Below are 25,644 nucleotides of genomic sequence, written 5' to 3' on the forward strand. Positions count from 1 at the left end.
GATCGCTTTGCCCGCCAACTGCTGTTCTTGCGTGACCTTTCCAGGAGAGAACCCGATGTTGCCAGCCCGCCGCAATCCCCATCGCTGTACATTCGCCCCGTTGTCGCTGGCCATCGCCAGCACCCTGTTCGCCATCGCCGCACCTGCCTTCGCGCAGGACACCGACGGCAAGGACAAGGACAAGGCCACCGAACTGGCCCGCATCGAGGTCACCGGTTCCAACATCCGCCGCACCGACGTGGAAACCGCCTCGCCGGTGCAGGTCATCAGCAAGCAGGACATCCAGAACATGGGTGCACGCACGCTGCTGCAGGTGCTCGACAACCTGCCTGCCGCGCGGCCGGGCCAGGTGGATTCCAAGTCGTTGTTCACCGGTTCCGATGGTGCCTCGCAGGCCAACCTGCGCGGTCTCGGCGCACAGGGGACGCTGGTGCTGCTCAACGGTCGTCGCCTGTCGTACTACGGCGCACCGGCAGGCTTCCAGACCCAGTTCGTCAACATCGATGCCATTCCTGCCGCCGTGATCGAGCGCATGGAAGTGCTGACCGATGGCGCCTCGGCCGTCTACGGCACCGACGCGGTGGCCGGCGTCATCAACGTCATCACCAAGAGCAGCTACCAGGGCCTGGAGGTCAGCGGTACCTGGGACACCGCCTCGCGCTTCGATTCGTTCGGCGAAACCCAGGCCAGCATCACCGGTGGCTTCGGTGACCTGTCCGAAGACCGCTACAACGTCTATGCCAGCGTCAACATGTACAAGCGCGACGGCATCCCGGACAGCGAGTGGTACCTCAAGAACCCGGCGCAGTTCTACGTCAACAACCCGGATTACATCAAGAATCTGCGGCTGGACACCGGCAGCGCGCCCGGCGTGTTCAACCCCGGCTACTACTACGCCATCGACCCGGTCACCGGGGCGCGGATGGACGAGGCCGCGCCGGGCTGCAACAACGTGCTGCAGGTGGCCAGCGGCACGCGCTGCATCTGGCAGACCTGGATGAACCGCCAGATCAACGGCGGCGCCGATTCCAAGCGCGTGACCGCCTACGTCAACGGCCACTTCCAGCTCAACGATGCCACCGAGGCGTTCGCCGAGGTCACCTACACCGACATCGACCTGCATGCCAACGGCGGCACGCCGCGCGCCTATGGCACCACCACCGGCAACCCGCAGAGCTGGTTCTCGCGCAACACCGGCAACACGGTCAACCAGTTCCTGACCCCGTGGCTCGGCCCGAACAACGAATACAACCACGCCAGCCCCGAGATGAAGGCACTGATGGGCGGCGTGGTCGGTCTGGGCTACCTGCTGCAGGACGTGGGCGGCGGCCATTTCGGCCAGCGCAACACCGACGAGAGCTACCGCGCGGTGGCCGGCCTGCGCGGCAGCGCCGGCGACTGGAACTGGGAAACCGCGTTCGCCACCGCCGGCTCGCACTCGGTCACCTACCAGACCACCAACGTCAACCTGAAGGGGTTCGAGAAGGCATTCGGCCCGTACACCATCGATCCGGGTACCGGCCGCGTCATCATTTCCGATCACCCGGCCTACAAGTTCGGCGAGATCAGTGAAGCCAACGCGGCGCTGATCCGCGAAGCCTTCCCGACCTTCGACATCGAGTCGTGGACCCGCCTGCATACCCTGGACGGCAAGATCGAGGGCCCGCTGTTCAAGATGCCGGCCGGCGAGGTGCGCGCGGCGTTCGGCTTCAACGCCACCCGCGAGACCTTCTACACCCCGGGCAATCCGGATGCCGCCAACGGCCTGATCACCCAGCAGGGCGGTTCGTGGTTCGACGGCAAGCGCAACACCTACGCGCTGTTCGCCGAAGCCGTTGCGCCGCTCACCGAGAAGCTGGAGATGGACCTGGCGTTGCGCCTGGACAAGTACCCGGGCTTCAGCGCCAACGCCGCGCCGAAGATCGGCCTGAAGTACCAGGCATTGCCGCAGCTGATGCTGCGCGGTACCTATTCCGAAGGCTTCCGCGCCCCCAGCCTGGCCGAGGCCGGCAGCGGCGGCGTGTATGCGCAGATCGGTGGCTACCGCGATGAGATCCGCTGCAACGAGACCAATGCCATCGCCGGCCTGCTGCGGCAGTCCAACCGCGTCGTCGACCAGGACCTGGGCAACAGCCTGTGGAACAGCGACTGCAGCCGCAACGTGGCACGCATGACTCAGCCCAACCAGGACCTGAAGCCGGAGAAGGCCAAGATCGCGACCCTGGGCGTCGTGTTTGAACCCACCGACTGGCTCTCGGTGTCGGCCGACTACTGGTTCGTGTACCGCCGCGACGAGATCGTCGCACCGGACTACAGCAAGGAAGAGGACATCGACTCGATGACCCGCTTCCCGATCACCGAGACCGACCTGTCCAACCTGGCCGCGCTGGCCAACATGTGCAACGACCCGGCCAGCGGTGTGAGCTGCCCGTCCACCTTGCCCGGTTACAGCACCGGCAACGTGGCCAGCGTGATCGGCCAGTACAGCAACCGCGGCCGCACCCTGATCGACGGCTTCGACGTGGACCTGCGCAGCCGCTTCGACCTGGGTGAATGGGGCCGCCTGAACATCGGTGTCGCCGCGACCATCGCCAACCGCAACATGTACAACTCCGACAACGGGGACGGCTGGTACTACGGCAACGTGGTCGGCTACTACAACAACCCGAAGGTGCGCGCCACCTTCAACACCAACTGGACCTACGGCAAGTGGGACACCGGCTTCTACGTCAACTATGTCGGTGGCACCAAGTGGGCGTATGACCGCATCGACGCGCAGGACAACAACGCCCAGACCTGCACCGGCAGCTACCTGGACCTGGCGCCCGGCCATTGCGGCGGCGCACCGGCCTGGTGGACGGCCAACCTGAGCGTGAACTGGCGTCCGATCGAGAAGCTGAGCGTGGGCGTGACCGTGAAGAACCTGTTCAACCGCCTGCCGTTCTACGACCCGAACGACTGGATGAACTTCGCCGGCTACACCAACAACTTCGGTCGCATCTACAGCGTGACGGCGACCTACAAGTTCTGAGCCTGCCACGCCCCGGCACCCTCCCCCGCATGCGTTGCATGCGGGGGAGGGTGATGGCACCGTCAGTGCGGGGCCGATACGCCTGCCGGCAACGGCACGATTTCACGAAAGAGGACATGCAATGAAACGCAGGGAATTCATCCTGGCCAGCGCGGCCCTGGCCGCCACCACCCTGTTGCCGCAGATGCCGGCCTGGGCGCGCAACCGCAAGGTGCGGCTGGGCATGATCGGAACCGGCATGCGCGGCCAGGTGCTGCTCAAGGAGCTGGTGCGGCGTGAGGACGTGGAGATGGTGGCGCTGTGCGACATCGAGCCGATCATGCTGGGCCGGGCGATGGACATGGTCGCCAAGGCCGGCAAACCGGCGCCCACCACCTACGGCCAGGACGGCGGCGTCAATGCCTGGAAGCGGCTGCTGGAGCAGCGCGGCCTGGATGGCGTGATCATCGCCACGCCGTGGGAGTGGCATGCGCCGATGGCCATCGCAGCGATGCAGGCCAAGGTGGCGGTGGGTTGCGAAGTGGTCGCCGGCATCACCCTGCAGGACCACTGGGACGTGCTGCGGACCCAACTGGACACCGGCACGCCGTACATGCTGCTGGAGAACGTGTGCTACCGCCGCGACGTGATGGCCGCGCTGCAGATGGTCCGCGCCGGCCTGTTCGGCGAACTGGTGCACCTGCAGGGTGGCTACCAGCATGACCTGCGCGGGGTGAAGTTCAACGACGGCAATCCAGAGCACCCCTATGGCAGCGGCGTGGAGTTTGGTGCCAAGGGCTGGTCCGAGGCGCGCTGGCGCACCGAGCATTCGGTCACGCGCAACGGCGAGTTGTATCCCAGCCACGGCATTGGCCCGTGCGCGATGTACACCGGCATCAACCGTGGCAATCGCTTCACCCACATCAATGCCTTCGCCAGCAAGGCGCGCGGCCTGCACGAGTACACCGTGGCCAAGAGCGGCGGTACCACGCATCCCAGCACGCAGGTGCAGTTCAAGCTGGGCGACATCGTCACCACCACGCTGGCCTGCGCCAACGGCGAGACCATCCTGCTGCAGCACGACACCTCGCTGCCGCGCCCGTACTCGCTCGGGTTCCGCGTGCAAGGCACCAAGGGCCTGTGGATGGACCTCAACCACGGCATTCATATCGAAGGGCGCAGTCCGCCGCACCAGTGGGAGGAGTTCCAGGTCTACCAGGACCAGTACGAGCACCCGCTGTGGAAGAAGCACGCCGAGACCGCCGCCGGGGCAGGGCACGGTGGCATGGATTGGTTCGTGATCCATGCCTTCGTCGAGTCATTGAAGGCGCAGGCGCCGATGCCGATCGACATCTTCGACGCGGTGACCTGGAGCGCGATCACGCCGTTGTCCGAGCAGTCCATCGCCAATGGCTTCCAGACGCTGGAATTCCCGGACTTCACCAACGGCCTGTGGCAGCAGCGCAAGCCGATCTTCGCGTTTGACGCCAGTTACTGAAGGCCGTACAGCGGTAGTGCCGAGCCACGCTCGGCGGCAGGTCTTGTCAACGCCGGCGCCGGGCATGGCCCGGCGTCACCCGTCCCTTCCGCGCAGCGAAGGGGCGGAGAGGGCAAAGAAGCCCGTCATCCGCACCGGCCACGCCCTTCAGCGCGTCGCCGGTTCCTCGACCTCGGGGTTGGCATCGGCCACCGGCGACGGCGGCGTGGACGCCACCTCGGCCGGCGTGGCCAGGGTGTCCGGCGCATGCTTGTCCAGCATCTTGGCCTTGCGCCAGTTACCCCAGCGGTAGTACGCCATCACCATCAGCATCGAACAGAACGCACTGGTCGGGAAGCTCCACCAGATCGCGTCGGCCCCCAGCGCCGGCTGCAGCAGCTTGGCCATCGGCACGCGGATGCCCCACATGCCGATCGCCAGGATCACCAGCGGTGGCACCACCGCGCCGGTGGAACGCACCACGCCGGACACCACGAAGTTCACGCCGAAGAACAGGAACGACCACACCGCGATGTGGTTGAGGTGGCGGCCGATCTCCAGCGCCGGGCTGGCCTCGGGCAGGAACAGCGCCAGGGTGCTGCGGTCGAACAGGAGGATCGGCGCGATCAGCGCACCGGTCAGCAGGAAGTTGAACAGCACGCCGGTGCGCGCGGTTGCATCCACGCGGTCCCAGCGCCCGGCACCCACGTTCTGCGCGGCCATCGACGAGCAGGCCGCGCCGATGGCCATCGCCGGCATCTGCACGTAGGTCCACAACTGCAGTGCCGCACCGTAGGCCGAGGCGGTCTCCACGCCGTAGCCGTTGACCATGGAGATCATCATGATCATCGCCAGCGAGATCAGCACCATCTGCAGGCCCATCGGCACGCCCTTGAGCACCAGTGCCTTGAGGATGTCCAGGTCGATCTTCAGCAGCGCGGCATCCTTGCGGCCCAGCCACAGCATGTGGCGCTTGTTGCGCAGGTACAGCAGCATCGCCGCCAGCGACAGCCCCTGGGCGAAGAAGGTGGCCCACGCCGCGCCGGCCACGCCCAGTTCCGGGAACGGGCCGATGCCGAAGATCAGCAGTGGGTTGAAACCGATGTCCAGCAGCACCGACAGCAGCAGGAAGCGGAACGGCGTGCGTGAATCGCCTGCGCCGCGCAGGGCCGCGGTGAGGAAGGCGAACGCGTAGATCAGCGGCATGCCGAGGAAGATCACCTTCAGGTAGGCATCGGCCAGCGGCATCGATTCGGCCGGCGTGCCCATGGCCACCAGCAGCCGGTGCGACAGGAACCAGCCGGCCACCGCGATCACCGCCGACAGCCCGATGAAGAAGGTCGCGCTGGTGCCCATGACCCGGCGCGCCTGCGGCAGGTCGTTCGCGCCGATCGATTGGCCGATCAGGATGGTGGCGGCCATGCCGATGCCGAACACCGAGCCGATCAGGAAGAACATGATGTTGTTGGCGTTGGCCGTGGCGGTCAGCGCCGCCTCGCCCAGGAACTTGCCCACCCAGATCGCGTTGACCGAGCCATTGAGCGATTGGGCGATGTTGCCGGCCAGGATCGGCAGCGAGAACAGCAGCAGGCTGCGGCCGATCGGGCCCTCGGTCAGGTTGCGGGCTTGGCTTGCTTTCGACATGAATGCGCTGGTCAGGCTCGAGGTCCGGCACGTTAGCACCTTGACGGTGACGATGCCGGCCCCATGTAGGCAGGGCAGACCTGTTGCAACCCAGTGGAGCCTGATGAATCCCGAAGCCCTTCCCGTGGTCCCCAGTATCCGCCTCGACGTGTGGTTGTGGGCGGCACGTTTCTACAAGACCCGCAGCCTGGCCAAGCAGGCGGTGGACACCGGCAAGGTCGAGGTGGGTGGCCAGCGGCCCAAGTCCTCGCGCGCGATCCGCATCGGCGATGCGTTGCGGGTACAGCGCGGTGAGGAGGTGTTCGAGATCAGCGTGCGCGGGCTGAGCGACATGCGTGGCCCCGCACCGGTGGCGCAAGGGTTGTACGAGGAGAGTGATGCGTCACGAAAGGCCCGCCAGGAGGTGCGCCTGCGTCGTGCCGCCGAGCGCACCGGCTACCAGGCCCCGGAGCACAAGCCCGACAAGCGCGCCCGCCGCCTGATCCGCGCCCTGGGCGACATCGACGCCCTGTAGGAGCGGCCTCGGCCGCGAAGCCGGGGTTCGTCCGCCGCAGGGAATGATTGCAATTGCAGGAGCCCCAACCTCGCGTCCGAAGGCGCTTCCACGGGAAAAAAAACGCCACCGCGAGGGTGGCGTTATTGTTTCAGGCGCAGCCCGAACAGGTCAGCGCTTGCCCGAGCCCAGCAGGCCGCTGCCCAGCTTGATCAGGTCGGACACGCCGAACTGGCCGTCGCCGTCCTGGTCCAGCACGCTGCCCAACAGGCCGCCGCCGATGCCGCCGGCCTGGCTGACCTGCTGCTTCTCCTGGCCCAGAATCTGCGCCAGCCCACCGGCACTGGCCTGGTTGCCCCCCCCGGCCATGCGCTGGGCCAGGTAGGCCATCACGATCGGGGCGAGGATCTTGAGCAGCTGGCTGGAATTGCCCTGGCTCAGGCCGGTGGCCTGGGCCAGGCCGGTTTCCGCGCGGCCCTGGTTGCCGCCGAAGATGTGGCCGAGGATGCCGGCACCGTTGGTGGCCGGACTGCTGCCGCCGCCCAGCACCGAGCCCAGCACGCTGCCGATATCCAGGCCGCTGTGATTGTTCTGCAGCGCGCCGAGCAGGGCTTCGGCGCCCTGAGGCTTGGCGGCGTTGTTGCCCAGGGCGCCCATCAGCAGCGGCAGGGCGGCACTGATCGCGCCGGAAGCCTGCTGGCTGTCGATGCCCAGTTGCTGGGAAACCTGTTGCAGGGGCGCACCCTGCAGCTGGGAAAGAAGGTCGTCGGTCAGGCTCATCGGTGGTTTCCTTTGCGGTGGGTGGCCAAGCCGGGATGGTAACCCCGCGCGGGGTGGCCGGTGTGGCAGACGGCAACGCCCGGAATGCCATCCAGGCATCCCGGGCGTCGGGGTGGTGCGGGTGACCCGCCCGTTCAACCGGACGGGTGCGGTGTCACAGCGTGATGTCCTCCGCACCCGGGGTGGCGCTGGGGAAATCGCTGCCCGGATGGGCGGGCTGGAACGGGTCGGACGGGTTCGCCGCCAGCTTCTTCAAGGCCTCGGCGATACCGGCGCCATACGCCGGGTCGGCCTTGTTGCAGTTGTCGATGTGGCGCTGCTTGATGAAGTCCGGCGCATCACCCAGGGCACGCGCGGTGTTGTCGAACAGGCGCTGCTTCTGCTCGGCGTTGTAGCTGCGGAACAGCGCGCCGGGCTGGCTGAAGTAGTCGTTGTCGTCCTCGCGGAAGTTCCAGAAGTCGGCATCGCCACGGATCTTCAGCGGCGGCTCGCGGTACTGCGGCTGTTCCTGCCACTGGCCATAGCTGTTCGGCTCGTAATGCGGCAGGCCGCCGTAGTTGCCGTCCACGCGCATGGCGCCGTCGCGGTGGTTGCTGTGCACCGGGCAGCGAGCCGCGTTCACCGGGATCTGGTGGTGGTTCACGCCCAGGCGGTAGCGCTGTGCATCGCTGTAGGCGAACAGGCGGGCCTGCAGCATCTTGTCCGGCGAGGGGCCGATGCCCGGCACCAGGTTGCTTGGTGCGAACGCCGACTGCTCCACGTCCTGGTACCAGTTGTCCGGGTTGCGGTTGAGCTCGAACTCGCCCACCTCGATCAGCGGGTAGTCGCTCTTGGGCCACACCTTGGTCAGGTCGAACGGGTGGATGCGGTAGGTCTCCGCCTCCAGCTCCGGCATGACCTGCACGAACAGCTTCCACTTCGGGAACTCACCGCGCTCGATCGCCTGGAACAGGTCGCGGCCGTGGCTCTCGCGGTCCTTGCCCACCAGTACTTCGGCCTGCGCGTCGGTCAGGGCCTGGATGCCCTGCTGGCTGTGGAAGTGGAACTTCACCCAGAAGCGCTCGCCGTCGTTGTTGGTGAAGCTGTAGGTGTGCGAGCCGAAGCCGTGCATGTGGCGGAAGCTGCGCGGGATGCCGCGGTCGCTCATCACCACCGTCACCTGCATCAGTGCCTCGGGCAGCAGCGTCCAGAAATCCCAGTTGTTGCGCGCGCTGCGCAGGTTGGTGTGCGGGTCGCGCTTGACCGCCTTGTTGAGGTCGGCGAACTTGCGTGGGTCACGCAGGAAGAACACCGGGGTGTTGTTGCCGACCAGGTCCCAGTTGCCTTCCTCGGTGTAGAACTTCAGCGCGAAGCCGCGGATGTCGCGCTCGGCATCGGCCGCGCCGCGCTCGCCGGCCACGGTGGTGAAGCGGGCGAACATCTCGGTCTGCTTGCCCACCGCCGAGAACATCCTGGCGCGGGTGTACTTGCTGATGTCGTGGGTCACGGTGAAGGTGCCGAACGCGCCCGAACCCTTGGCGTGCATGCGCCGCTCGGGAATGATCTCGCGGTTGAGGTTGGCCAGCTTCTCCAGCAGCCACACGTCTTCCATCAACAGCGGGCCACGCGGGCCGGCGGTCTTGCTGTTCTGGTTGTCCACCACCGGCGCACCGAAGGCGGTGGTCATCGGCGTCACCGGCGCGTCGCCGTGCTTCTGCGTGGGCGTGGTGCTGGTATCGCGCTGCGATTGGGCGGCCTGCTCCGGTGTCGGGGCACTGTGGTACGGACAGGTCGGCTTGGTGTCGTTGCTGCTCATCGCTGGCTCCTGCTGGCTAGTGGGACATCTTGGACCGACTGTAGCCACGGGCAGGTGAAATGGACAATCAAATGATCCGTTCGCATTGATAGCATTCATCTATCGCCGCCCGGAAATGTATCTGCGCCGGCTGTTGTCTTTCGGCTGCCTCGTCTCGGTCATCGCACCGCAACATGGCGCGGTGCAGGGACGGGTGTGGCGGCTATGCTGTGCGCCCCCGTTTCCCGGTCACCGGCATGAGCCAACGCGCCACCCGCCTGCTGCACCTGCTTGATGAACTGCGCCGACGCCGCAAGCCGGTGCGCGGTGCGCAACTGGCCGACCGGCTCGGCGTCAGCCTGCGCACGGTGTACCGCGATATCGACGCACTGCGCGGGCAGGGGGCCGACATCGTCGGTGACCCGGGCATCGGTTACCAGCTGCGTGCCGGCTTCCTGCTGCCGCCGATGATGTTCTCGGCCGAGGAACTGGAAGCACTGGTGCTCGGCGCGCGCTGGGTGGCGTCGCACGCCGACCCGGAGCTGGCGGTAGCCGCAGGCGCGGCGCTGGAGCGGATGACGGGCGTGTTGCCGGAAGGGCTGCGCCTGCAGGTGGAGACCAGTGGCCTGTTCGCACCGCAATGGCATGCCGCCGAACCGGAGCCGTGGCTGCCGGCGTTGCGCCGTGCGATCCGTGCCGGCAACGCGGTACGCATCCACTACCGCGATGGGGAGGGGCGCGCCAGCGAGCGGGTGATCTGGCCCTTCGCCATGGCCTTCCTGGCCGAGATCCGCCTGCTCGCCGCATGGTGCGAGATGCGTGGTGATTTCCGCCACTTCCGCGCCGACCGCATGGTCTGGCTGGAGGATACCGGCCAGCGTTATCCGGAGCAGCGTCATCGCCTGTTGCGGCGCTGGAACCAGGAGTGTTTGCAGCGCGGTCCGCGTTGACTGCTGACAACGGCTGTCAGCAGGCCCTGCGCACACTGCAGGCTCCTTACAAGGCAGGTGCCTGACATGTCCGACACGCTCACGTTCCATACCCATCCGCAATCGCGCGGGCGCATCACCCGTTGGATGCTGGAGGAAACGGGTTTGCGCTACGACGCGGTGATACTGGAGTACGGCACCAGCATGAAGTCCGCGCAGTACCTGGCGCTCAATCCCATGGGCAAGGTCCCGGCGTTGCTGCAGGGCAGTACGGTCATTACCGAGAACGCAGCGATCTGCCTGCATCTTGCGGATCTGGCGCCCTGGAAGGGATTGTTGCCCCCGGTGGGCAGCGCCGAGCGCGGTGCCTGCTATCGCTGGGTGCTATTTGCGGCCGGGCCGCTGGAGGCCTTCGTCACCGATCGTCGCCATGGCTCGCTGGCACCGCCAATGGAAGCGGGTTATGGCACCGCCGAGGACCTGATGCACACATTGGAAACGGCGGTGGCCGGCAAGCGCTATCTGGTCGGGGATAGCTTCACCGTCGCCGATCTGTATATGGCCTCCTTCCTGAGTTACTACATGCGTGTCGGCGAGCTGGAGGCCAAGCCGGTGTTCACGGATTACTGCGCAGTCCATCTGCAGCGACCGGCGTCGGTGCGTGCGGGTGAGCTGGATGATGCGCTGGTGACCGCCAGCGCAGCCTGAGCCCGTCATCGCAGGAGCGGCCTCGGTCGCGAACCGCGTCTGGATACATCGAGGGCCGCTTTCGCGGCCCTCGGTGTTTCGTTACAACAACGACTTCACGCGGTACAGCGCTTCCAGCGCCTGCTTGGGCGTCAGCTCGTCCGGATCGATCGCCTGCAGTGCATCCAGCGCGGCCGAGCTCGGGGCGGCGAACAGCCCGAACTGCTGCGGTGCATCCAGTGCCTGTGGTGCCATCGCGGCGGACTGGGTCTCGCCGCCGCGTTGCTCCAGTTCGGCCAGGCGACGCCGCGCCTGCGCCACGGTCGCACGCGGCAGGCCGGCCAACGCCGCCACCTGCAGGCCGAAGCTGCGGTTGGCCGGGCCGTCCTTCACCGCATGCATGAACACCAGCCGCTCGCCACCGTTCTTGTCGGTGTGCTCCACCGCATCCAGGTGCACGTTGGCGATGCCGCTGGCGCCGCCTTCGTGGCTCTCGTCGGCCAATGCGGTCAATTCGAAGTAATGCGTAGCGAACAGGGTGTAGCAGCGGTTCTGGTAGGCCAGGTGGCGGGCCACCGCATCGGCCAGCGCCAGGCCGTCGTAGGTGGAGGTGCCGCGGCCGATCTCGTCCATCAGCACCAGCGAATGCGCGGTGGCGTGGTGCAGGATGTAGCTGGTCTCGGCCATTTCCACCATGAAGGTGGACTGGCCCTTGGCCAGGTCGTCGCCGGCGCCGATGCGGGTCAGGATGCGGTCGATCGGGCCGATCAGCGCACGGCTGGCCGGCACGAAGCTGCCGATATGCGCCAACAGCACGATCAGCGCGTTCTGGCGCATGTAGGTCGACTTGCCGCCCATGTTCGGGCCGGTGATGACCAGCATGCGGCGGTCCGGGTGCAGGTCGATGTCGTTCGGCTCGAACGGTGCATCCCGCACCGCCTCGACCACCGGGTGACGGCCGCGCTCGATGCGCAGGCAGGGTTCGTCCTGCAGTTCGGGCTGCGCCCAGTCCAGCGCCTGCGCGCGTTCGGCGAAGGCGGCCAGTACGTCCAGCTCGCTGAGTGCGGCCGCGCAGCGCTTGAGCGGCTCCAGGTGTTCGCCGACGGTGTCGAGCAGACCTTCGTACAGCAGCTTCTCGCGGCTGAGCGAACGCTCGCGCGCGGACAGCACCTTGTCCTCGAAGCTCTTCAGCTCCTCGGTGATGTAGCGCTCGGCGTTGGTCAGGGTCTGGCGGCGGGTGTAGTGCACCGGCGCCTTGTCGGCCTGGCCCTTGCTGATCTCGATGTAGTAGCCGTGCACGCGGTTGTAGCCGACCTTCAGCGTGGCGATGCCGCTGGCCTCGCGCTCGCGCAGTTCCAGGTCGATCAGGAACTGGTCGGCGTGGGTGGACAGCCGGCGCAGTTCGTCCAGCTCGGCGTCATAGCCCTCGGCGATCACGCCGCCGTCGGACAGCTTCAGTGGCGGTTGTTCGGCGATGGCGCTGGCCAGCAGCTGCGCGCTTTCGTCGTGCGAGCCCAGTTCGGCGCGCAGCTGTTGCAGCCGCGGCGAGTCCAGTCCATCCAGCTGCGCATTGATGGCCGGCAGCAGGCCCAGGCCGTCGCGCAGGGTGGAGAAGTCACGCGGGCGTGCCGAGCGCAGCGCCATGCGGGTGAGGATGCGTTCGATGTCGCCCAGCGCACGGAAGCTCTCGCGCAGGTCGGCATCGGTGCCGCGGTCGATCAGCGTGGCGACGGCGTGGTGGCGCTGCTGCAGCACGTTGCGCAGGCGCAGCGGACGGTGCAGCCAGCGCCGCAGCAGGCGCCCGCCCATCGGCGAGACGGTGCTGTCCAGCACGCCGAGCAGGGTGTTGCGGGTGTCGCCATCCACGCGCGTGTCCAACTCGAGGTGGCGGCGGGTGGCGGCATTCATCGCGATCGCCTCGCCGGCGTTCTCCATCGCGATCGAGGTCAGGTGCGGCAGGCGCTGCTTCTGGGTTTCCTCGACGTAGCCGAGCAGCGCACCGGCCGCGGCGGTGGCACGCGGCTTGTCGTCGATGCCGAAACCGGTGAGGTCGTGCAGCTTGAAGAAGTTCAGCAGCTGGCGGCGGCCGCTGTCGGCGTCGAACAGCCACGGCGCACGCCGGCGCACGCCGCTGCGCTGGCGCAGGAACTCGGGCCAGTCCTCCTCGTCGGGCACCAGCAGCTCGGCCGGTTCCAGGCGGGCCAGTTCGGCTTCCAGGGCGTCGTCGGTCTCCACTTCGTTGACCAGGAAGCGACCACCGGCCAGGTCGGCCCAGGCCAGCCCGTAGCCGGCCTTGGTCCGCGACAGCGCCATCAGCAGGGTATCGCGGCGTTCATCGAGCAGGGCTTCGTCGGTGACGGTGCCGGGGGTGACGATGCGCACCACCTTGCGCTCGACCAGCCCCTTGGCCAGCGCCGGGTCGCCGATCTGCTCGCAGATCGCCACCGATTCGCCCAGCGCCACCAGCCGTGCCAGGTAGCCCTCGTAGGCATGCACCGGCACACCGGCCATCGGGATCGGCGCACCGCCCGAGCTGCCGCGCTGGGTCAGGGTGATGTCCAGCAGGCGCGCGGCCTTGCGCGCGTCGTCGTAGAACAGTTCGTAGAAATCGCCCATCCGGAAGAACAGCAGCAGGTCCGGGTAGTCGGCCTTGGCTGCGAAGAACTGCTTCATCAACGGGGTGTGTTCGGGCTTCTTCTCGGTCACGCGCATTCCACTTCGATAGCCGGGCAGGGGGCTGCCACAAAGGGGGCATTGTAGTGGCTGGGCGCGGGCAGGACGAAGCGGGAGGCCGGGCGAGCCGGCCGGGGTCAGTCCCGGTTGCCCTGCGTGTGCATGCGCTGGCGGAAGAACGGGTACAACGCCGCGCTGAACAGCAGGGCGACGGTGGCGTAGGCCAGCAACTGGGCGTCGGCGCCAACCAGCGCATACAGGCAATAGGCCACGGCGGTGGCGGCGATGAACAGGCAGCCGGCGCGCAGCGCGCCCTGCTCGTTGCGCTCCAGCGTGGTCGCGACCAGCGCGCCGGCCGAGAACAGGTAGGGGATGATGGTCAGCAGCACCGCGATGTTGGTGAGCTGGTCGAACTGGCGGGCCAGGGTGGGCGAGGAGGTGACCAGCAGCAGCCCGCTCATCAGCACCGCCACGATCATCAGGCCGGTGCCGGGCATGCCATGCCGGTTGAGCCGGCAGAACACGCGCGGGAACAGGCCATCCTCGGCGGCCGCCTTGGCCGACTGCCCGACCAGCAGCATCCAGCCGCCCAGCGCGCCCACGGACTTGAAGATGGCGCATAGCGCGATCACCACCACGCCCCAGGGGCCGATCATCAGCCTGGCCACCTCGGCGAACGGCGCCGAGGAGTCGCGCAACTGTTCCATCGGCAGCATGCCCATGATCACCAGCGAGCAGCTGACGTAGATCACCGCTGCCAATGCCAACCCGAACAGGGTGGCCAACGGAATGTTGCGGCGCGGGTCGTCGATGACGTCGGCCGAGACCGCCGCACTCTCCACGCCCATGAAGGCCCACAGCGCGATCGACGCGCTGCGCGAGATCGCGGCACTGTCGCTCATGCCGCTGACGTTCCAGCCGGCGCGGAACAGGTCCGGGTCGAACCACCACCAGCCGGCGATGGCGATGCCCAGGATCGGGACCAACGCCAGCAATAGGGTGCCGGTCTCCAGCGCGCCGATCCAGCGGGCGCCGCGTGCGTTGGCCAGGCTCAGCAGCCAGATCACCGCCAGGGTGAACCCCAGCCGCGGGTAGATGCCTTCCAGCCAGGGCCACAGCTGGCTCAGGTAGCCAGTGACCACCAGGGCGATGGCGACGTTGCCGATCCAGTTGCCGAACCAGTAGGCGTAGTTGCTGACGAAGCCGATGTAGTTGCCGAACGTGTCACGCGCATACGCATAGGGCCCGCCCGGCTGCGGGTTGAGTTGCGACAGGCGGGCAAACACCAGGCCCAGCGCGATCGCCCCGGCGGTGGCGATCATCCAGCCGAAGGAAGAGATGCTGCCGACCGTGGCCAGGTTGGCCGGCAGCAGGAACACGCCGGTGCCGATCATGTTGCCGGCGACCAGCATGGTGGCCATGGTCAGGCCCATCTTGCGCGGGGCGGAGGTGCTCATGTCCAGGCCGGGTCGGAGGTGAAGTCGATCGTCAGCCAGAACCGGCCCGAGCGGGCGTCCAGGCGGTTGGCGATGCCGTCGCGCAGGCGGTCGACGTCGCCGATGCTGCCAAGCCGGGCGTCCGGCCGGGTCAGCACGTGGATCTCGATGAACTGCATGCGCCCGATCTTGGCGACGTGGCTGGTGAAACCGTCGAAACCGTGTTCGTCGACGAACTGCTGCATGACCTCGCGTACCCGTCGGTCCAGGTCGTCCGGGGCCACCTGCAGCACCTCACGGGCGGCCTTCCATGCCGCGCGCAGCGGCACCGGCAATGCCACCACGCTGATCGCGGCCAGCACCAGCGGGTCGATGTAGGGGATCCAATGCGCGTGTGCGCCACCGCGCAGGGCAAAGGCGATGAGGAAGGACAGCACCACCGCCAGGCTCATCAGCCCGGTCAGCAGCCACGCACGGGCATCCAGGGCCAGCAAACCGGATTGCAGGCGACGGGCATGGCGGCCGATCCAGACCGCCATGACCAGGTCGACCACCGCCAGCAATGCCGCCCAGGCCAGGCCGGGGCCGAGCCGTGTCTCGTGCCCGCCATCGCTGAAGCCGATGACGGCATTGGCCAGCGCGTAGATGCAGGCCAGGCTCAGGATTGCGCCGCCCAGTGCCTCGACCATCGGTTCCAGGTGCCAGAACCCGTACTGGAAGCGCGGGCTCTGCTCGTTGGCCATCAACCGCAGTACCGCCAGCGCCACCAGGGTCAGCGCGACATCGACCAGGCTGTAGATGCCGTCGAACAGGATCGCCTGCGACCGTGCCAGCAGGCCCCCGAAGAAACCGATCGCCGCGACCAGGACGGTCGCCGCGATCGACAATTGCAGTACGCGTTGTTCCTGGCCGGTGCTGGTCATCAAGGCATGCCGTGGTGCATCCGTTGGTTCCCGTCATCGCGGGGGCGGCGGGTGTCGCCCGCATCGTAGCTGCTTCTCCGGCCGGCGGCAGGGTGCGGCCGGGCTGAAGGGAAAGCACAAAGCACCCTCATCCGCCCTGGCGGGCACCTTCTCCCGCCAGGGCGGGAGAAGGGAGCGGCGCGGTCATCGCCGCCGTCGCCGTACCCGCCGGCCGAAGCGGCGTTGCCACACCTTGCAACCCACTGAAGCAGGAACGGGCATCTGCCGTGCCAGAGCCCCTCTCCCGCAGGCGGGAGAGGGGTTGGGGTGAGGGCGCTTGCCATATCCCCCGCGCCGCTTCGGCGGTTACAGCTTCAGGACTTCCACCTTGTAGCTGGGTTGCGCGCCGCTGTCGTCGATGATCAACCCATGCACGTCCGACTCGAAGCCCGGGAAGCGCGCGTTCTGCTCGCGGGCGATGCGCAACGACTGGATGATCGGTTCATCCTGCGCGCCGAAACGCTCGCCCGGCATGATGGTCGGGATGCCCGGCGGATACGGCACCAGCATCGTGCCGGCCACCCGGCCGCTGATCTGGTCGATGTCCACGCGCTCGATCTCGCCGCGCACCAGGTGGTTGTAGGCCTCGGCCGGCGTCATCACCGGTTCGGGCAGGTCCACGTACATCTCGCGCATGACCTCGGCCACGCGGAACTCCCGGTTGAAGGCATGCAGGGCCTCGCACAGGTCACGCAGGCCCCAGTTGGCGTAGGCGGCCGGGTGGTCCTGGATCAGGCTGGGCAGTGATTGGCTCAACGGGGCGTTGGCGTCGTAGAGGTCCTTGAACGCCATCAGCTCGGTGACCAGCGTGCTCCACTTGCCCTTGGTGATGCCCATCGAGAACAGGAACAGCACCGAGTACAGGTTGGTCTTCTCCACGGTGATGCCGCGGGTCCACAGGAACTTGCTCAGCACCGCGGCCGGGATGCCCAGCTTGCCCATCTCCCCGTCCATCGACAGGCCGGGCGTGAGCAGGGTGACCTTGACCGGATCGATCAGCACGTAGTCATCGGCCAGGTTGTCGAAGCCGTGCCAGCGTGCATCCGGGCGCAGGTACCAGTCCGGACGCGAGGTGACCATCGGCTTGCTGCTGTCCTCGCGCGCCAGCGTGCGCTCCACGCCATCGGGCTGCCAGACCTTGAACCACCATTCGTCCCGGCCCAGGTCCTCGCTGACATGCAGCATTGCCCGGCGGAAGGCCACCGCCTCGTCGTGCATCTCCTGCACCAGCGACCGCCCGGCCTCGCCTTCCATCATCTTCGAGGCGACATCGCAGGAGGCGATGATGCCGTAGTGCGGGCTGGTGGAGGTGTGCATCATGAACGATTCGTTGAACCGCTCGGCATCCAGCTCGCGGGTGGCGGCATTGCGCACGTGGATCATCGAGGCCTGCGAGAACGCGGCCAGCAGCTTGTGCGTGGACTGGGTGGTGAAGATGATCGCGTCCTGCTCGCGCGGCTTGCCCTTGGCCATGCCGTAGTGGTTCTCGTAGAACGGGTGGAACGCGGCGTAGCCGTACCAGGCTTCGTCGAAGTGCAGGAAGTCCACCGCGGTGCCGAGGTTGTCGGCGATCTTCTCGGCGTTGTAGCAGAGCCCGTCGTAGGTGGAGTTGGTGACCACCGCGATGCGCGGCTTGGCACCCGGCTTGGCCGCCTTGCTGGCCAGCGGGTTGGCCTGGATCATCCGCTGCAGCGCCTCGCCGGAGAACTGGTCCAGGCTGATCGGGCCGATGATGCCGTGCGCGTTGCGGCTGGGGGTGAAGTACACCGGGATGCCGCCGGTCATGATCAGCGAGTGCAGCAGCGACTTGTGGCAGTTGCGGTCCACGAACACGATGTCGCCGCGCGCCACGGTGCCGTGCCAGACGATCTTGTTGGCGGTGGAGGTGCCGTTGGTGACGAAGAAGGTGTGGTCGGCGCCGAAGTTGCGCGCGGCCTCGGCTTCGGCGTCGCGGATCGGGCCGGTGTGGTCGAGCAGCGAGCCGAGTTCCGGTACCGAGATCGACAGGTCGCTGCGCAGCGTGTTCTCGCCGTAGAACTGGTGCAGCGCACGGCCCACCGGCGACTTGGTGAACGCCACGCCACCGGCGTGGCCGGGGGTATGCCAGGAATAGTTGGACTCGGCGGCGTGGTGGATCAGCGCCTTGAAGAACGGCGGCAACAGCGTGGCCATGTAGTCTTCGGCCGCGCGCATCACCTGGCGGGCGATGAAGCTCTTGGTGTCCTCGAACAGGAAGATGTAGCCGTGCACGTACTTGAGCAGCTTGCTCGGCACCTTCTCGATGGTACGGCGGTCGCCGTACAGGAACACCGGCAGGTCGGCGCGGCGCTTGCTCTGCTCGCGCAGGAAGGCGAGCAGCTGCTGGAACTGGTCGTCGTTCTCCTCGGTGCCGTCGATGGAGATCAACACCGCCGAGGCGGCCACGTAGGTGCGTGCGCCGGCGCGCGCGTCATCCAGGGTCAGGCCGCACAGCACGCGCTGGTCGTTGTGGCGCAGCTCGTCGGCCAGGGCGCGGATCAGGATGCCGTTGATGCGCGGCGACTCGTAGTCCGCGTCGATGATGACGATGGGATAGTCCAGGGACTTGAAGTACATGGTGGTTTCCTTTTCTACCGAGCGGGGGATTCAGTTCGAAGCGGCACGCGGGGTGCCGGTGGGCGAGAAGCGGGCAAGCCGTTGCTTGCGGCGTTCTTCGCTGAAGAACGGATAGAAGACGGTGATGAACAGCACGAACAGGAACGCGTACTGCACGATCGTGCCGGACGAGCCGAAGATGGCCCACAGGCAATACACCACCGTGATGCTGGTCAGCACCCAGAACGCGCCGGTATGCACCAGCGTGTGCGAGCGCTCCACCACGAAGTAGCAGGCCACGCAGGAGTAGATGTAGGGCAGCAGGGTCAGCACCACCGCCGCGGAGGTGATGACGTCGAACTGCGCCGACGCGGTTTCCGAGGTGGAGGTGATCAGCACCGCCAGGGTCATCAGCACCGCCACGATCAGCACGCCCTTGACCGGCACTTCGTCCTTGTTGATCTTGCTGAAGATGCTGGGGAACAGCCCGTCGTCCGAGGCCGCCTTGGCGCTTTGCGCGGTCAGCAGGATCCAGCCGCCGAGCGAGCCGGCCGCACCGATGAAGGCGCACAGGCTGACCAGTGCGCCGCCCCAACCGCCGACCGCATTGGCCGCGGCCAGGGCGAACGGCGCGTCGGAGACCTGCAGGTCCGCGTTCGGCACCATGCCCATGATCACCGAGGAGCTGGCGATGTAGGCGATCGCCGCGAGGAACACCCCGGCAAGCGTGGCGCGGGCGACGTTCTTCTCCGGGTTCTCGACCACGCCGGCGGTGACCGAGGCCGATTCCACGCCGATGAAGGCCCACAGCGTCAACGCCGCGGCGCTGGACACCGCGCCGAAGTTGGATTCGCCGGAGACGTTGTAGGCACCCTTGAAGATGGTCGGGTCAAAGAAGAACCAGCCGAAGATCGCAATGCCCAGGATCGGCACCAGCGCGAAGCTGGTGGTCACCGTCTGCACGCGGCTGACGAAGGCCGGGCCGATCACGTTGGCGAAGCTCAGCGCCCACACCAGCAGCAGCACCGCGATGCAGCGCGGCAGTGGCTGGGACAGGATCGGGAAGAAGTAGCTGAAGTAGCCCACCGCCGCGATCGGGATGGCCACGTTGCCGATCCAGTTGGCGAACCAGTAGATGGTGTTGGTCTGGAAGCCCATGTACGGGCCGAACCAGTCACGTGCGTAGGCATAGGGGCCACCGGCCTGCGGGGCGAGCTTGCCGAGCTTGGCGAACACGAACGCCAGCAGCAGTGCGCCGGCGGTGGTGATCAGCCAGCCCCAGATCGAGGCGGTGCCGATCTTGGCCAGGCTGGAGGGCAGCAGGAACACGCCCGAGCCCATCATGTTGCCGGCGACCAGGAAGGTTGCACCGACAACGCCGATTTTCTTCTGACCTGCCATGGGTGTCTCCTTTCACCGGGTTGCCGGTGTGATTACAGGGAAAGGCGGTGGACGTTCTCGATAGCTGGCGGCCGGCCGCGCTGCTGCCGGCGTGCGGGCTGGCTACTTGATGAAGCTGTACTGCAGGCTGCCCTGCACGCGCAGGGTGTCTGCGCTGCGGCCGTCCTGCAGGCGCTGCTGGCCGTAAAGCACTTCCATGCCCATCGTCCAGGACGGGGCAGGGCTCCATATCAGGTTGAGCGCGCCGTACTGGCTGCGGCGGAAGGCATCGCGGGCCAGCGCGTCGGCGTCATCCAGATGCAGTTGGCCGTAGATCAGGTTCGAGCGCCACATGTCCGACCAGTAGTGGGTGTAGCCGAAAAAGCCGCCATACAGCGGCAGCGCCTTGAGCTGGCCGTTGGCGTTGATCGCCGCATCCAGCCCCGAGCCGGTGAGGTCGGCGGTGTAGCGGCTGATGCCCTTGCCGCCGACCATGCCGAACAACAGCAGGTCACGTTCGGCGATGGCAAACGAGCCGCTCAACTGCAGACCACCGCCGAAGGTACGGTCGCTGCGCCCGTCGCCGTCATAGCCGAGGCTGCGCGCGACCGCGCCAAGCTGCAGGTGGCCCCAGTCGCGCTCCATGCGTGCGACCAGGCTGATGTCGGGTAGCCGCTCGGTGCTGATGTCGGCATCGCCGGGGTTGGCCAGCTGTGAATCGGGGTCTTCGGCAGCGAGGGTCAGGGTGTTGCCCTTGCCCAGCGCGAAGCTGTGGTGGATGCCGGCCACCAACAGGTAGCCGGCCGCACCGGGTCCGGCGAAATCCAGGGTGTCCGGCAGCGAGTCGGCATCCATGAACGTGGAATAGCCGTAGCCGGCATAGGTGTTGCCCAGCTGCCCGTAGGCATGGCGCAGGCGGAATTCATAGCTGTCGCTGCTGCCGAAGAAGTCGTTCTCCAGGTAGAAGCGCAGGTTGCCGTGGGTGGTTGGGCGGCGCGCCTCGAAGCTGAAGCGTGTCTGCTTGGCATGCATGTCGAAATGCGAGACATCGCGATGCGGGCCGCCGACCGGGATGGACGAGGTGACGAACTGCTGGTTGTCACCGGCCGCGCGGCTGTCGGCGATGGCATCGAGCTTGGCGTAGCCGCCCAGGCGGATCAGGGTCTCGGTGCCGGGGATGGCGAAGAAGCCCTTCAGTTCCGGATCGGTGGGCGAGGGCGCGTTGTCCGGGCGCGATGCCGCCGTGGACGGGTCGGCGACCGAGTCGCGTGGCGGCAGGATGGACGGTGCGGCGGCCGCGCCACGGGTGGGGGACGCTGCGGTTTCAGTCTGCGCCAGTGGCGCCGTCGCCTGCGTATCAGGTGCTTGCGCGGGCGACGGGCTTGGCGTGTACGGCGGTGGATCCTTGCCCTGTTCGCGTTCCAGCGCGTCCAGGCGCGCGGTCAGGGCCTGCAGGTGCGCCTGCACCTGGGTGATCTCCTGCCTCAGGGCACCGACGGAGTCCTGGGCGAGAGCGGCTCCCGGGGCCAGGAGCAACGGCAGCATCGCAAGTTTTCGTGGTTTCATCGCCTGTCCCAAGCTATGCAAAACACCACGTCGCGACAGGCGCTGGCCCGTGCGCGGCTTCTGTTTTCAGTGTGGTCGCCTGGCAGTTCCCGATGTCCGGCGACGTTCCCCCTTGGTCACGTTGGCCCAGATTTCATAACAGGAATGTGAAACAAACCGAAAAAAGTCGAAATCCGGCGATGGGCAGCCGCACACGCCCCTTGTGATGCGGGCAAGGCGTGACCGGCTTCCGTGCGGGTGAGAATCCGTGAGCGTGCGCGGCACCGGAAACCGGCCGGGCGTGGGCCGCGGGTGTTGCGGATTGCAACACTTCGGCGTGGGGGCTGGGCGTCAGTCGCCCGCGTCGAGGGTGCCTTCGGCCAGCGGCACACGGCTGCCATCCAGCAGCCCGCGGCTGAGCTGGTCGTTCTCGATGAACAGCAGTTCCCCGCTTTGGCCGTCCTTGATGCTGCTGTCGATGGCGATCACGCGCCCATCGTGGAACTGGCTGACATGCGGCATCGAGGTGTGACCGACCACGATGCGGCGCAGATCGAGCTGGTCGAGCACCTGTTGCACCCCACCGGCATCCAGGCGGCCATCGAAGTAGCCGCGGTACCAGATCGGGCTGGTCTTGCCGTCGTACAGCGGTGCAGTGGCCGGGTCCGCCTTCACCTCGGCCTTGGGCTTGCCCAGCGACGCGCGGTAGGCCGCGTTGGTCGACTCCGGCGCCAGCGCCATCTGCACCGCTTCCGGTGCAATGCCGCCGTGCAGGAACAGCGTGTCGCCGATGCGCAGCAACACCGGGCGGGTGCGCAGCCATTGCCCGATCACCGAGTCGGCACCGTACAGGTCCGGGTAGCTGCGCCCCAACCGCTGCGCACTGCGCAGGTACTTGGGATTGACGTAGCGCAGGTCGTCGTAGAGCACCATCGTTTCGTGGTTGCCAAGGACGAAATGCACCGCGCCACCGGCGTCGGCGGCCTGCTGCTGCAGGCTGTAGAGCAGCCAGAAGGCTTCGGTCACCTGCGGGCCCCGGTCGAACACATCGCCGGCCACCACCAGGGTGTCGCGGCCCAGCGACCAGCGATCCCGTGCGTCGATCACATGGTGTGCGCGCAGCAGGCGGACCAGCAGATCGTACTGGCCATGGATGTCGGAGACCGCCACGATGCGCGGCACCGCGGGCAGTACGGCAGCCGCCGATGCAACCGGTGCGGTCAGGCGCAGGGGATGGGGATAGCCGCATCGCGGGGGCAGCCGCGCGCCATGCAGGCGCTGCCGCAGTGTGCGCGAGACCACCTGGTCATCGCAGATCCAGTGCGCCTGCAACCGCTTGCCGTTGCGGAACACATAGGGCCCGTCGGCATCGACGTGTTCGGCAGGCGCCACCGGTTCGGCGGCTGCCGCGATCATCGGGAACAGGCACAGCAGCAGGGTGGCGGCGCGGAGCAGGGACATCGGCAGGGAGCGGGTGACGGAGGTGGGCGGCATCGACTCCGAGCATATGCCGCCGCCATGCCGCCAGGCATGTGCCGATGGTCGGCCTCCGCCGCGCAGCAACGCGGCGCTGGGCAGGCAGGGCGCCGGTTGGGTCGGGCAGGGTTCCCGGCGCAACCGGGCCCCGGGGTGGGAAGCCGTCGGTTCGGCAACGCCGCACGAAGCGATCCTTGGTGATGACCGGGGAACGGTGCAGATATCCTGCCGGCAGCGTGATGCCGTATGCCGGCAGGTAGCGGCGCGTCACCAGCTTCTGCTGATCGTCAGGCGGAAATTGCGACCGAACAGCGGGCGCCCGTAGATCGCCTCCGCCGTGCCTTGCCCATCCAGGATGTCGGTGCGGGTGTTGCCTTCGGTCAGCCCCTTCTCGTTGGTCAGGTTGTCGCCGACCAGTTGCACGCCCCACGCACCGCGCTTCCACGACACCCCCATGCCCAGGGTCTGGTAGGCCGGCAACGCGGTCTGGTTGAACAGATCGACATAGGACTTGCCCACGAAGTCGTAGCGCAGCCAGGTTTCGAACTGGTCCGGGCCATGGGCGTAGCGAACGCTGGGCCGCAGGTTGCCGTACAGCTTGGGCTCGCGAACGATCTGCTTGCCGTTCACTGCGGAAGGGTCGGCGCCGGCGTCGTTCTGGAGATCCTTGTACTGCGGGTCGCTGACGGTGACTGCACCGGACACGCTGAACCAGTCGGTGGCATGGAACATGCCATCCACTTCCACGCCCTTGGACACGGCGGTGCCGATGAACGGGACCGACTGATCATTGCGGCCGGTGCTGGGGTTGTAGGTCGTGAACGAGGCATTGAGCGGGTCGAACTTGGTATAGAACGCCGTCAGGTAGAGGTAGGAGCGGCCGAAGGCGGCCTTCAGGCCCAGTTCGTACTGGTCCAGTTTGGTGGTCACGATGGTGGCGTCGATGCTGCGTGCCACCGACGAGTTCGGCACCACTTCCATGTGCGAGATGCGTGCGTAGGCACCGATGGTGGGACTGAGGTCGTAGTTGGCGCCGAGCGTCCAGTTGGTCGCGCGCGGATCCAGCGCGTGATGCTGGACCGTGCCGGTGAAACGCCGGGTCGCGTCGTCGGCCAGGGTGCTGGCATCTCCCATGTTGGCCTGCGTGGTCTGCTCGGCGTAGCCCTCGTAGCGGTAGCGCTCGTGGCGGATGCCGGCATCGAGCTTCAGGCGCTCGTTGATGGTCCAGGTGTCGTTGGCATAGATCGCGAACATGCGGGCATCGACTTCGCCGCGATTGAGCGTGGTGGCGCTGCGCAGGATGCCATTGTCGGTGACGTACCCCAGCGGATTGCCATTGGCGTCATAGGCCACCAGGTCCAGCAGTTGGGGCTGGTCGTGGACCTGCAGCAGCATGTCCTGGTACACGTTGAACGAGGTGCTGCCATAGAACGAGGTATAGACGCCGACATTGACGTCATGCGTTCCCAGGGCGGTTTCGAACAGGCGGGCTGCACCCAGGTCGGCCTGGCCGGAATAGAAGTCCGAATCCGCCGCGCGGTACTGGCCGGACATCACCAGCCCGGATTCGGTGGAAGGGTCGTACGGCACACTGCCATTGCTGCCGGCGATGGCGTAGCCCATGCGCGCCACCTCCGCGCCGAAAGCATTTCGGGCCGCCGAAAGGTAGCCGTTGGCGAACGTGGTGGCGTCGCTGGGGTTGGTGGTGGAGTACAGGGCGTCGAATGTGTTGCTGCCCTTGGTGTAGCCGGACTTGAGCGAGACGACCCAGTCGCCGGCGCTGTTCTCGTACTGGAAGCCAACGTTGCCGAAACGCATGTGGCGGCCATCGGCAAGATCACGGTTCATGCTCTGCACGGCGCCGGCACTATCCAGGTACTTCAGGTCCACGCTGCGCAGCGACGGGGTGTTGAGGGTGCCGGTGAAGTAGTTGATGTACGGGTCGAGCGAGACCTTGGAGTCGCGGGGGTCGGCTACCGGGATGGGCAGGTAGAAGGTGTTGTGGTCGTTGACGTAGGTGGCGCTGACCTTGAACCAGTGGGTGTCGTCGATGAAGTGCTTGATGTTCGCGCGGATCTGGCCGCCCTTGTCATTCGGGAAGCCGTTGTCGCGGTAGCCATCGTGCTCGCGCAGGAATCCGCCGATCGCGTAGAAGGTGTCCGTGTCCAGGGCTCCGGATTGGTAGAGTTCGCTGCGGTATAGCCCGGTGTCGCCCACGGTGATCTGGGCCTTGCCCTGGGTTTGCTCACCTCCTTCGGCCAGGATGTTGTTGACGATGGCGGCGCTGCCGCTGGCGTAGATAGGCGCCGGGCCCCCGCGCACCACCTCCACCCGTTGGTTCATCACGTCGAGGCGGTTCATGCCGTCGCCGGAATTGAAGAAGTTGCCTTCCAGCTCGTGGTAGAGCGGGAGACCATCCTGCTGGAACGTGACGTAGCCGCGGTCGGTGGGAATGCCGCGCAGGCGGGTGATGTTCATCACCTCGCCCCCGGTGGCCTCCACATGGATGCCGGGCACGCCGCCGAGCAGCTCGGCGTAGTTCTTCGGTGCGAGCTTCTGGATGTCTTCGCGACTGAGTGCATTCACGGCATAGGAGGCATCGAAGCGCCGTTGTGTGCGCGCTGCGCCGGTGACGACCACGGCATCCAGCGTCGCCGCTGCGCTGTCAGGTTGGTTGTTTCCGTTGCCTTGGGCAGCAGGAGGGGATTGCGCCAGAGCGGTGCCGTGCAGGGTGATCAATGCCAGACTGATCGCTGACATCAGGAGCGAAGGTTTCATCGAGGGAGCGGCCTTGTGGGGCGGTG

General features: G+C 66.9%; 16 protein-coding genes. 5 read left to right on the forward strand and 11 right to left on the reverse strand.

From position 1 onward, the window contains the following. Nucleotides 1-55 precede the first annotated feature (55 nt). Both ACIPR8_RS04065 and ACIPR8_RS04070 read left to right on the forward strand, forming a co-directional pair. Nucleotides 56-3,031 carry a TonB-dependent receptor plug domain-containing protein gene (locus ACIPR8_RS04065; protein WP_313251646.1) on the forward strand — a complete coding sequence of 992 codons (2,976 nt, stop codon included), beginning with the start codon at nt 56-58 and terminating at the stop codon, nt 3,029-3,031. Nucleotides 3,032-3,152: 121 nt separating this feature from the next. Further along, a complete protein-coding gene (locus tag ACIPR8_RS04070; protein WP_446540220.1) occupies nt 3,153-4,508 on the forward strand; it encodes a Gfo/Idh/MocA family protein in 1,356 nt (451 codons plus the stop codon). A gap of 147 nt (nt 4,509-4,655) precedes the next feature. Here the strand turns inward: ACIPR8_RS04070 and ACIPR8_RS04075 are convergent, their stop codons facing one another. Then, nucleotides 4,656-6,131, reverse strand: a complete 1,476-nt coding sequence (locus ACIPR8_RS04075; RefSeq protein WP_446540221.1) for an MATE family efflux transporter — start codon at nt 6,129-6,131, stop codon at nt 4,656-4,658. A gap of 103 nt (nt 6,132-6,234) precedes the next feature. Here ACIPR8_RS04075 and ACIPR8_RS04080 point away from each other — a divergent pair, with 103 nt between their 5' ends. Continuing rightward, entirely contained in the window at nt 6,235-6,645 is a 411-nt protein-coding gene (locus ACIPR8_RS04080) for an RNA-binding S4 domain-containing protein (protein WP_446540222.1), read from the forward strand. Between the two features lie 150 nt (nt 6,646-6,795). On the opposite strand, the gene ACIPR8_RS04085 is transcribed toward ACIPR8_RS04080, so the two are convergent. Continuing rightward, nucleotides 6,796-7,404 carry a DUF937 domain-containing protein gene (locus ACIPR8_RS04085; RefSeq protein ID WP_313251642.1) on the reverse strand — a complete coding sequence of 203 codons (609 nt, stop codon included), beginning with the start codon at nt 7,402-7,404 and terminating at the stop codon, nt 6,796-6,798. Between the two features lie 154 nt (nt 7,405-7,558). Next, a complete protein-coding gene (locus tag ACIPR8_RS04090; protein ID WP_446540223.1) occupies nt 7,559-9,199 on the reverse strand; it encodes a catalase in 1,641 nt (546 codons plus the stop codon). 236 nt (nt 9,200-9,435) lie between these two features. On the opposite strand from ACIPR8_RS04090, the gene ACIPR8_RS04095 reads away from it, so the two are divergent. Both ACIPR8_RS04095 and ACIPR8_RS04100 read left to right on the forward strand, forming a co-directional pair. Continuing rightward, complete coding sequence (locus tag ACIPR8_RS04095; RefSeq protein WP_132865204.1) at nt 9,436-10,128, forward strand: helix-turn-helix transcriptional regulator; 693 nt, start codon at nt 9,436-9,438, stop codon at nt 10,126-10,128. 66 nt (nt 10,129-10,194) lie between these two features. After that, nucleotides 10,195-10,815, forward strand: a complete 621-nt coding sequence (locus tag ACIPR8_RS04100; protein ID WP_132865203.1) for a glutathione S-transferase family protein — start codon at nt 10,195-10,197, stop codon at nt 10,813-10,815. An 81-nt stretch (nt 10,816-10,896) separates the two neighbouring features. On the opposite strand, the gene mutS is transcribed toward ACIPR8_RS04100, so the two are convergent. From mutS to ACIPR8_RS04140, 8 genes are all read right to left on the reverse strand, one after another. Further along, entirely contained in the window at nt 10,897-13,467 is a 2,571-nt protein-coding gene (mutS, locus tag ACIPR8_RS04105) for a DNA mismatch repair protein MutS (protein ID WP_225591831.1), read from the reverse strand. 137 nt (nt 13,468-13,604) lie between these two features. Then, nucleotides 13,605-14,924: an amino acid permease gene (locus ACIPR8_RS04110; protein ID WP_446540224.1), complete on the reverse strand. Its 1,320-nt coding sequence runs from the start codon at nt 14,922-14,924 to the stop codon at nt 13,605-13,607. After that, on the reverse strand, nt 14,921-15,826 hold the full coding sequence (locus ACIPR8_RS04115; RefSeq protein WP_192287344.1) for a cation diffusion facilitator family transporter: 906 nt from the start codon (nt 15,824-15,826) through the stop codon (nt 14,921-14,923). The genes ACIPR8_RS04110 and ACIPR8_RS04115 overlap by 4 nt, the downstream gene beginning before the upstream one ends. A 345-nt stretch (nt 15,827-16,171) precedes the next feature. Next, the gene (locus ACIPR8_RS04120; RefSeq protein WP_323439318.1) at nt 16,172-18,460 is read right to left on the reverse strand and encodes an Orn/Lys/Arg family decarboxylase; all 2,289 of its coding nucleotides are present in this window, start codon (nt 18,458-18,460) and stop codon (nt 16,172-16,174) included. Between the two features lie 30 nt (nt 18,461-18,490). Then, nucleotides 18,491-19,840 (reverse strand): arginine/agmatine antiporter, encoded by a 1,350-nt coding sequence (gene adiC, locus ACIPR8_RS04125; protein WP_192287342.1) that lies wholly within the window; start codon nt 19,838-19,840, stop codon nt 18,491-18,493. A gap of 102 nt (nt 19,841-19,942) precedes the next feature. Beyond that, nucleotides 19,943-21,364: a DcaP family trimeric outer membrane transporter gene (locus tag ACIPR8_RS04130; RefSeq protein WP_446540225.1), complete on the reverse strand. Its 1,422-nt coding sequence runs from the start codon at nt 21,362-21,364 to the stop codon at nt 19,943-19,945. 351 nt (nt 21,365-21,715) lie between these two features. Then, a complete protein-coding gene (locus tag ACIPR8_RS04135) occupies nt 21,716-22,825 on the reverse strand; it encodes a metallophosphoesterase (protein ID WP_446540226.1) in 1,110 nt (369 codons plus the stop codon). A gap of 282 nt (nt 22,826-23,107) precedes the next feature. After that, complete coding sequence (locus tag ACIPR8_RS04140; protein ID WP_446540227.1) at nt 23,108-25,600, reverse strand: TonB-dependent receptor; 2,493 nt, start codon at nt 25,598-25,600, stop codon at nt 23,108-23,110. Nucleotides 25,601-25,644 lie beyond the last annotated feature (44 nt).

It is taken from the genome of Stenotrophomonas sp. LARHCG68 (genome assembly GCF_052871705.1).